Source organism: Nitratidesulfovibrio liaohensis (assembly GCF_011682075.1).
GTDB classification, from domain to species: Bacteria; Desulfobacterota; Desulfovibrionia; order Desulfovibrionales; family Desulfovibrionaceae; genus Cupidesulfovibrio; species Cupidesulfovibrio liaohensis.
Genome location: NZ_VSMK01000054.1, coordinates 1 through 8,060 on the forward strand (window position 1 = coordinate 1; position 8,060 = coordinate 8,060).

The 8,060-nt window shown below is 66.0% G+C and carries 6 protein-coding genes and 1 tRNA gene; 3 read left to right on the forward strand and 4 right to left on the reverse strand.

From position 1 onward, the window contains the following. Positions 1-550: 550 nt before the first annotated feature. Together FVW27_RS02435 and FVW27_RS02440 are read left to right on the forward strand one after the other, a co-directional pair. Positions 551-2,881 (forward strand): methyl-accepting chemotaxis protein, encoded by a 2,331-nt coding sequence (locus tag FVW27_RS02435; protein ID WP_167122448.1) that lies wholly within the window; start codon positions 551-553, stop codon positions 2,879-2,881. A gap of 185 nt (positions 2,882-3,066) precedes the next feature. Continuing rightward, on the forward strand, positions 3,067-3,612 hold the full coding sequence (locus FVW27_RS02440; RefSeq protein ID WP_167122450.1) for a hypothetical protein: 546 nt from the start codon (positions 3,067-3,069) through the stop codon (positions 3,610-3,612). Between the two features lie 51 nt (positions 3,613-3,663). Here FVW27_RS02440 and FVW27_RS02445 read toward each other — a convergent pair. Further along, positions 3,664-3,739, reverse strand: a tRNA-Val gene (locus FVW27_RS02445). A 343-nt stretch (positions 3,740-4,082) separates the two neighbouring features. On the opposite strand from FVW27_RS02445, the gene FVW27_RS02450 reads away from it, so the two are divergent. Then, the gene (locus FVW27_RS02450; RefSeq protein WP_167122457.1) at positions 4,083-5,237 is read left to right on the forward strand and encodes a hypothetical protein; all 1,155 of its coding nucleotides are present in this window, start codon (positions 4,083-4,085) and stop codon (positions 5,235-5,237) included. 273 nt (positions 5,238-5,510) lie between these two features. Here the strand turns inward: FVW27_RS02450 and FVW27_RS02455 are convergent, their stop codons facing one another. The 3 genes from FVW27_RS02455 to FVW27_RS02465 form a co-directional block, all read right to left on the reverse strand. Continuing rightward, entirely contained in the window at positions 5,511-5,756 is a 246-nt protein-coding gene (locus FVW27_RS02455; protein WP_167122451.1) for a hypothetical protein, read from the reverse strand. 27 nt (positions 5,757-5,783) lie between these two features. Beyond that, positions 5,784-7,445 carry a polysaccharide biosynthesis/export family protein gene (locus tag FVW27_RS02460; RefSeq protein ID WP_167122453.1) on the reverse strand — a complete coding sequence of 554 codons (1,662 nt, stop codon included), beginning with the start codon at positions 7,443-7,445 and terminating at the stop codon, positions 5,784-5,786. 245 nt (positions 7,446-7,690) lie between these two features. Then, on the reverse strand, positions 7,691-8,059 hold the full coding sequence (locus tag FVW27_RS02465) for a DVU3141 family protein (protein ID WP_167122455.1): 369 nt from the start codon (positions 8,057-8,059) through the stop codon (positions 7,691-7,693). Position 8,060: the final 1 nt, after the last annotated feature.

The following is an 8,060-nucleotide window of genomic DNA, read 5'->3' on the forward strand; positions in this document are numbered from 1 at the left end:
TGCTGCGCCTGCCCCACGCGCGTCGGGCCGGGGCATAGCCCGGCAGGCGTGCGGGCGGCCCCGCTTTTTCGCATCCCCCGGTCTTTTCGCCTTCCGCCGCGCCATCGGTGCAGCAGGCGCGCGACGGGTGCCGCCCCCCTTCGGACATGCCGCCCTGTCATGTCCACCTTCATGTTCGCCCTCCCCCCACGTCCACGACCACGCGCCAACAAAGCGCTCTCCAGTCTCCGCCCGCGCGCTCCCGCACGTTTTTTCCGTGCGTGACACGCCTTCGTGCGCCGACCGGCATGCGCCCCCCGATATCCCGCCCGGGACGCACAGCGCCCCAGATGAACCGTTCACTGCAATTACGCATAGCAAGGTCTGAAAATACACAACATGCGGGAATCGTGAAGGAACATGATTTCGAATATCCCCTGCGCATGCCCGCATTAGAAAGTGATACGGTGCCATCCACTGGAAAACACATTAAAATTAAAGTTCGCGTATTAACTTATTCTGGATTGCAGTCGATGGAACGAAGAGGGCGTTCCATCACCAGGGAGGCAGCATGCGGGGCAATGCGGGATTTTTCGACAGGTTGAACACCAGGATCGGCGCGCTGGTCATCACGCTGCTGGTCCTCGGGTTCGCGGGGCTTGGCTGGTACGTGGTGGCATCCACCATGGATCTTGCGCTGGATCTGCAGCGCACCGGATCGCAGGCGCTGGTCCGGACCGCGAAGACGGCCACGGACATCTATCTGGGCAACCAGAAAAAGCTGGCCATCGCCCTGGCCCGGCAGCGGGCCATCATCGAGGCAGTGGTGGACGGCCAGGACGAGAACGGCGTGGCCCAGAACCGCTTCCGCGACTATCTGAAGACGTACGACGAAATCTGGTCTGCCTACGCCTTCGACAAGCGCGGCGTGGTCATCGTCGGGGCCAACAACGGCGGCGTGGACGAGCGGGGGCAGGACAAGACCAAGCACCCCGTGGTCCGGCAGGTGCTGGACGGAAGCGAACTGGCCCTGGACAAGTCGGTGCAAAAGGCCGAAGGCGACCGCATGGTCTTCCGCATGGCGGTACCGTTACGCGACGCCACGGGCGCGCTCATCGGCGGGGTGCAGGTGTCGTTCGACTTCAGCGCCTTCACCAAAAGCGCCATCACGCCCATCAGGATCGGCGCGACGGGCTACCTGTATCTGCTGGATGGCGACGGCACATTCATCGCCCATCCCGACCCGGCCACCTTGCTACAACCCGGCAAGGACCTGCCCTTCGTGCGCGATATGCTGGGCAGACAAGACGGCGTGCTGGAGTATGATCTCAAGGGACAGCGCAAGCTGGCGGTATTCAACCGCATCGCCCAGACCGGCTGGATTCTGGCAGGTACGGTGAACGAATCGGAACTGTTGGCCGAGGCGTACTCGCTGCGCAACGTGGTGGCCGCCATCGCGGTGACGGTCTGTATCCTGCTGGCGAGCGCCATGGTGCTGTTGGTGCGCAAGCTGGTGGTGGTGCCGTTGCAGGCCGTGGGGCGCTTTGCCGCGGACATCGCCGGGGGTGACTTCGGCACCAGCCTCGAGGGCAACTTCACCTGCGAACTGGCGGACCTTGCCGACAACACCCGGCGCATGAAGGACCGCATCAAGCGCGAACTGGGCTTCGCGCGGGGGGTGCTGGAAGGCATTCCCACGCCCTGCGGCATCGTGGCGCCCGACTTCACCATGTCCTGGGCCAACACCCAGGTCTGTGAACTGCTGGGCAGGCCAAAGCCGCCCTCGGATTATTACGGCATGAAGTCCGGCGAATTCTACTGGTTCGACCCCAACCGAGAAACGCTGTCCGACAAGGCCATCACGGAACGGCGCACCTTTACCGGGCAGACCGTGTGGACGTCGCAGGACGGCAAGCGCACCGTGCACATCAGCGTGGTGACTACCCCGTTCTACGACATGGACGGTGGACTGCTGGGCTCCATCTCGTTCTGGAACGACATCAGCGAGATGGTGGAGAAGCAGCAGCAGATCGAGGCCCAGCGCGACCGCATCGCCGAGGCGGCCCGAGCCGCCATGGACGTTTCGGCCCGGCTGTCCACGGCGGCGGAAGAACTGGCATCGCAGATAGAGGAATCCAGCCGCGGCACGGAAAACCAGAAGATCCGCGTTTCCGAATCGGCCACCGCCGTGGAGCAGATGAACGCCTCCATCCTGGAAGTGGCGCGCAGCGCGGGCAATGCCGCGAAAAATGCCGACCTGGCCCGTTCACGCGCCGAACAGGGTGAAAAGGTGGTGCACGACACCGTGGGCTCCATCCGCGCCCTGCGCGACCGCATGACCGAAATGGGCGTCAGCCTGCACGAACTGGGCAAGCAGGCCGACGGCATCGGCGCCATCATCGACATGATCTCGGACATCGCCGACCAGACCAACCTGCTGGCCCTGAACGCGGCCATCGAGGCTGCCCGCGCGGGTGACGCCGGACGCGGGTTCGCCGTTGTGGCCGACGAGGTGCGCAAGCTGGCGGAAAAGACCATGAGCGCCACCAACGAGGTGGGGCAGGTCATCCGGGCCATCCAGCAGGTGACCCAGAAGAGCGTGAACCTGATGGGCCTTGCCGGTGCCGACGCGGACACCTCGGCGGAACGGTCGGCCCAGGCCGGGGCATCGCTGCACGAGATTCTCAGCGTTTCGGTGGACACGGCGGACATGGTGCGCTCCATCGCATCCGCCGCCGAGGAACAGTCGGCGGCCAGCGAACAGATCGCCCGCGCCACCGAGGAGTTGAACGTCATCTCCAGCGAGACGGCAGAGGCCATGAACCAGTCGGCCCTGGCCATTGCCGAAGTGGCCCGCATGGCCGAGGAGTTGCGCGCCATCATCGAGGGCATGAAGTCGTAGCAGGGATGGCGTGATTACGCCCTTTTCGGGCGCACCGGGCATTGACAAAAAGGAAAGGCCTCCGGAAACGGAGGCCTTTCCTTCACGCGTGGTGACCGCCGTGCTCGGCATGACCGGTTGTCATCCGCACCGTACAGACATACAAGTCATGCATGGCCCAAACTACACCTCCCGATGCGGAGAAGATGCGCGTTCTCCTTGAACTTCTTCGTAAAAAAGACGTCGTCTTTGAGCGCGGTCTAACTTCCGAGGAACTGGCCCAGATCGAAAGCATTTTCTCCTTTCGTTTCCCCCCGGACCTACGGCTTCTGCTGAACATGGCGCATCCCGTGCAGGACCGTTTCATACACTGGCGCCAAGCGCTGACTTCGGAAACCTGCCGCAAGGACATCTTGCACAGAGTCACCACTGAACTAAAAGAGATGGTAGACGCCGGGAAACAGCTGCACGAGGAAATGGGGATATCGTTCGACGGCACCGGCTTCGCCACGGAAACAAACCCATTTCCGGGCATTCCCAGACTCATTCCCATTTATGGCAACCGCTACATTCCGGTAACGCCGCACGAAGCCGCAAATCCCGTATACTCGATCTTTGCCGCAGACATGATCTATTACGGATTCGACCTTGCCTCGTACTTCCGGAATGAATTCCACATCACACTTCCCGCAGCATTCAAAGTGCCAGACCGGCCCAAAATGACACCGTTCTGGGGCACGCTGGCCATGTAGACCAATGAAAAGGGGTTCGTCCTGTTCGGACAAACCCCTTCGTTCTTTTCATGGTGGGCGGTGAGGGGATCGAACCCCCGGCATTCGGCTTGTAAGGCCGACGCTCTACCAGCTGAGCTAACCGCCCCGGTATGGCAAGACAATCATGGCAAGGCCAATACGGCAAGGCAATGGTGGCAGGATACTACGGCATGTCGCCCGAAAGCACCATGGCCCGCACCTCCCCATGGGCAACGAACGGTTGCGGCCTGCGTTCGGCCCGCTGCCGCCCGTGACGGGATACGTCTCATAGTGCAGGGGCGGCGGTCATGTCAAACACCTTGTGCTTTTGTACTGGACATTGTGACGTCGGATATCTATGTAGCACTCGCGCGGCCCTGTGTCCGCCGTGCCACCGCCCCCTGCGGCGTGCGGACACAGATGCACGCGCCGACTCGAGAACCGGCCGACGGACCGTGAATCCGCCCCTCATGCCCCCCACAGCCCCCCGCACGTTGCGGCAGGACATCTCCCTGCTGCTCCGCTCCGCGCCGCCCAAGGCGCGCGCCGCCATTCTCGCCCTGCTGCCCGCCGCCAAGGCCGTGCTGGACACGGGCTGGCGCCCCGACATGCACGCCGCGCCCATCCGCAACTGGCGCGACCTGATGCAGTTGCTGTCCGGCCTCACAGCCCAGCGCCACGACACGGAAACCCTGTTGCGCGTCACCAGCGAGTTGCTGGGTATTGCCGACGAAATGGCCCCGCCGGAAATGGTTCTGCGTGAAAGCGCCGCCGTGCTGCTGCGCGCCTTTCATGCCGACATGTTCGTGTGCCGCCTGCGCGACGACGACGGCGAGTGGCAGATCATCGCGGCGGAACGCGAGGACGGCGGGCCCATCCCGCTTTTTTCGCCGGTGCTGGAAGAAGGCCTGGCCGGGCACCCGGTCATGCGCGCGGTGTGCGACGGCACCCGCCACGTGCTTTCCAACAACCTGATGGGCATGGATCGCGGCGGCGATTCGTACGACTGCATGGCCTACAAGGTGGGCTACCGCTCGCGCCTGGCCTTCGTGCTGCGCGACCGGGGCGGTCGTCCGCCCTTCGGGCTGGTGCTGCTGTATTCCGAGCGCGAACACGGCTTCGACAGCTATGACGCCCGCTTTCTGGCCAAGTGCTCGCGCATCGTGGCCCTGACCACCGGCAGCCGCGTGGCCGTGGCCCGCGATGCGCTGGAAAAGGCCGCCGGGGCCGTGGCCCACCACGGCAACAACGCCCTGGCCATTTTGCGCAACCACGCGGAATACTGCGCGGAACTGCTTGACGACATGGCCGACGACTGGGACGACGCCGTGCATGCCGCCGACGAATTGCGCGGACTTTTGCCCGAAGGCTCCAAGGCCCATGCAGCCGCCGCGCGGCTGGCCAATGCCCTGCACGGCATGGACACCACGCAGTTGACGGAACAGCTGGACGGCGTGCTGCGTTCCACGCGGCGCATTGCCCGCATCATCGACGCGCTGGAGGAGTCGGCCGAAAAGCCCCGCCTGATGCACTACGTGCTGGGCCGCCATGTGCTGGACCTGGGCAACCCCGCCGACGAGGAAGAGGAAATGGAAACCCTGCGCAAGACCTGCTGCACGGCGTAACCGCCACGGCAGGACGCGCGGGCAGCCCCTGTCCCGCGAGCCTTGGCCCTTTGTTGGAAATTCCCCGGCATGGCCGGAACGGAAAGAGAGCCGATGGATGCGATCCATCGGCTCTCTTTTCGTCATTCCGTACGGCGGCCCCCCGCAGGGAACCCGCCTGAAAATACCGTTCGTCCCGGCACGGTCGGCAGCGCCGGTCCCAGTCCGTTTCAACCCGGTTCAATCCGGCCCTGCACGGGCCAGTCCGGCACGGCCCGATCCAGTCCCATCCGACTACTCGTCCCCGTCCTTTCCGCCCCTTCCCGCGGCCCCGCTGCCGTCGTCCTCGAAGGCCCGCCCCTTGTGTTTGGGGGCATCACGCCGCTTGCGGCGCTTGTCCTCCTGCACACGGGTGCGCAGATCCAACGGCACGCCCAGCAAGGCATCGCGCCGGGCGGCGCGCAGGGCGCGGCGCTCCTCCTCGGTCAGGCCCGCTTCCGAAGCGTCCTTGTCGGCACCCTTCATGTCGGCATCCTTCATGTCCATCTCCCGGCAGGCCCGGCGGGCCTACAACCCGATGACCACCTTTGTGGCCACCGCGATCTGGTAGAGAATCTGCGACATGTCCTTGACCGTCTGCAGATTCTTGGAATCCACGCGCGGCAGCACCAGCAGTTGGTCGCCCGCCGCGATGGTGGTGTCGGACGTGCGGAACACCTCGCCGTTGGGGCGCACCAGCAGGATGTTGCCGGTGTCCGCGCGGTTGGTGTAGCCGCCCGCGCCGCGCACGTAGTCCTTCAGGCGCTTGTCGCCGTTCCACACGATGGCCTGGGGCATCACCACCTCGCCGGTCACCAGCACCACGTCGCTCTTTTCCGGAATGACGATGACGTCGCCGTCCTCCAGCGCGATGTCGGCCACCTTGCCGCCGCTGCCCACCACCACGATGCCCTCGGGCGTCACGTTGCGGGCCTTTTCAGCGAACTTGGCGATCATCTCCGCCTCGTGGTTGCGGATCTGCGCTTCTTCCGGGCTGGCCGAGGTGGCCGTGAACGAGCTTTCCTCCAGCCTGCGCAGGGCGTCCTCGATGGCGCGCTTCTGGCGGGCCGCCACGCTGCGCCGCTTGATGTACAGGCCGGAAAGGTCGGCCCGGTCGGCATCCACGGCAATGTACTGCTGCACGTCGCGCAGGCGGGCGGTGCGCTTCAGCGGAAAGCGCGACGCCCCCCGGATGGCCCCCTGCACTTCGACCATGATGGTGTCGCCGGGGGTGTCGGCCAGAAATTCCACCCGGTCGCCGTCGGCCAGCGGCAGGGTGCGGAATTCGCGCAGGGGAAGGTACAGGTTGAAGGGCGCGCCGTTGCGGGTGCCCACGATGCTGGCGTGCGAGGCAGTGGCCAGCGGGTCGGCCATTTCGGCCAGCCTGGCCCCGGTGGCCTCGCCCTTGCGGAATTCGAAGCGCGCGGCGTTGCGTATCTCGCCGCTGGCGGACACGGCGGGGCCCTTTTCGCCCACCACGATGGTGTCGCCATCCAGCAGGCGCACCAGCGGCAGCGCGCCCTTCAGCGCAAAGGGATACAGGTCGAAGCTGCCCAGTTCCGCCCCGCCGCGCAGCAGGCGGATGGTGCGGTAGCTGCCGCGCCGGGGATCGATGCCGCCCGCCCGGTCCAGGAAGGCCAGCACCGAATCGGACGGCGCGCCGTTGTAGCGGCCCGGCTTCATGACGAACCCGGTGACGAAGACCGACACGGGCCGCCCGTCCAACGGGCTGACGTAGACCTGCACGTTCTCCACGCCGGACGCGCTGAGCTTGCTGCGGATGGCCTCGGTAACCTGGGCCTGGGCAAGGCCCGCCACGGGCACGGCACCCAGGTCCTGCACCTCGATGTCGCCCGCATCGTTCACCGTGACCACGCCGTCGAAGTTGCGGTCGCCCCACAGGCGCAGCACCAGCCGGTCGCCGGGTGTCAGTTCGCGCGCCTCGGCGCTGCGGGCCTGCCCGAAGTTGCCCTGGAACAGGTTGGCGGCGAAGGGCGGCAGGTCGGCACCGGGAGCCTGGGCGGCACCGGACGATGCGGACGACTTGGCCTCGGACGGAGCGGCAAGCGCGGCGGTGCCCGCCGGACCAAGCAGCACGGCCAGAGCGAGCAGCAGGAAAAGGGCGGGCAGCCATGCGGCAGCCCCCGCGCGGCGGGGCGCGGCGTGACGGAAAAACGGTGCGATATCCATGGCTGGTATCCGTAATTGGCTACGCCGGGTGCGGTGTGCACCCGGCGGATGGAAGCGTGCTGTGTCTATGTGATTGTTGCGGCGGAAACGACGCACCCGCCCGAAGCGGAAGGCCCTCCGACGCCTGCGCCGGGCATGCCGACACTAGACAGTCAGACCAGTCAGGCCAGCCCGGCCAGTCCGGCTCATCGGGCCATCACGGCCCCTTTGCTCCGTCCGGGCATCCCGGGTGACCCGAAAAATTCCTATTGCGCGGGCCGGGCTATCCCCTGCCCCCAGATGCGCGGGGCCATCTGCCACGCAACGTCGTCGCCGCTGCCCGCCGGGCGGCACGCGATGACCACCTCTGCCTCGCCATGCTGCGAAAGCAGCGTGGCGCGGCGGCATTCCTCTCCGCTGGCCGAGGTGAACAGCCCCTCCACAACCACCCGGATGCCGGTGCCGAATTCCGGGTCGTCCAGCACGGCGGAAGCCCCAGCCGGGTTGCTGGTCATGAACTCCAGAATGGGTTTGGCGGGCAGGGCCTGTTCCTGCGCCTGCGGCGCGGGCTGCTGGCGCCCCCCGCAGGCGGCGAGCAGGACGGGCAGCACGCACAGGGCGCACAGGGCCAGCACG

Bases quoted from the DNA above. Each gene is read 5' to 3' on its own strand.
- FVW27_RS02435 (WP_167122448.1), top strand. From the start codon at position 551: ATGCGGGGCAATGCGGGATTTTTCGACAGGTTGAACACCAGGATCGGC.
- FVW27_RS02440 (WP_167122450.1), top strand. From the start codon at position 3,067: ATGCGCGTTCTCCTTGAACTTCTTCGTAAAAAAGACGTCGTCTTTGAG.
- FVW27_RS02450 (WP_167122457.1), top strand. From the start codon at position 4,083: ATGCCCCCCACAGCCCCCCGCACGTTGCGGCAGGACATCTCCCTGCTG.
- FVW27_RS02455 (WP_167122451.1), bottom strand. From the start codon at position 5,756: ATGAAGGATGCCGACATGAAGGGTGCCGACAAGGACGCTTCGGAAGCG.
- FVW27_RS02460 (WP_167122453.1), bottom strand. From the start codon at position 7,445: ATGGATATCGCACCGTTTTTCCGTCACGCCGCGCCCCGCCGCGCGGGG.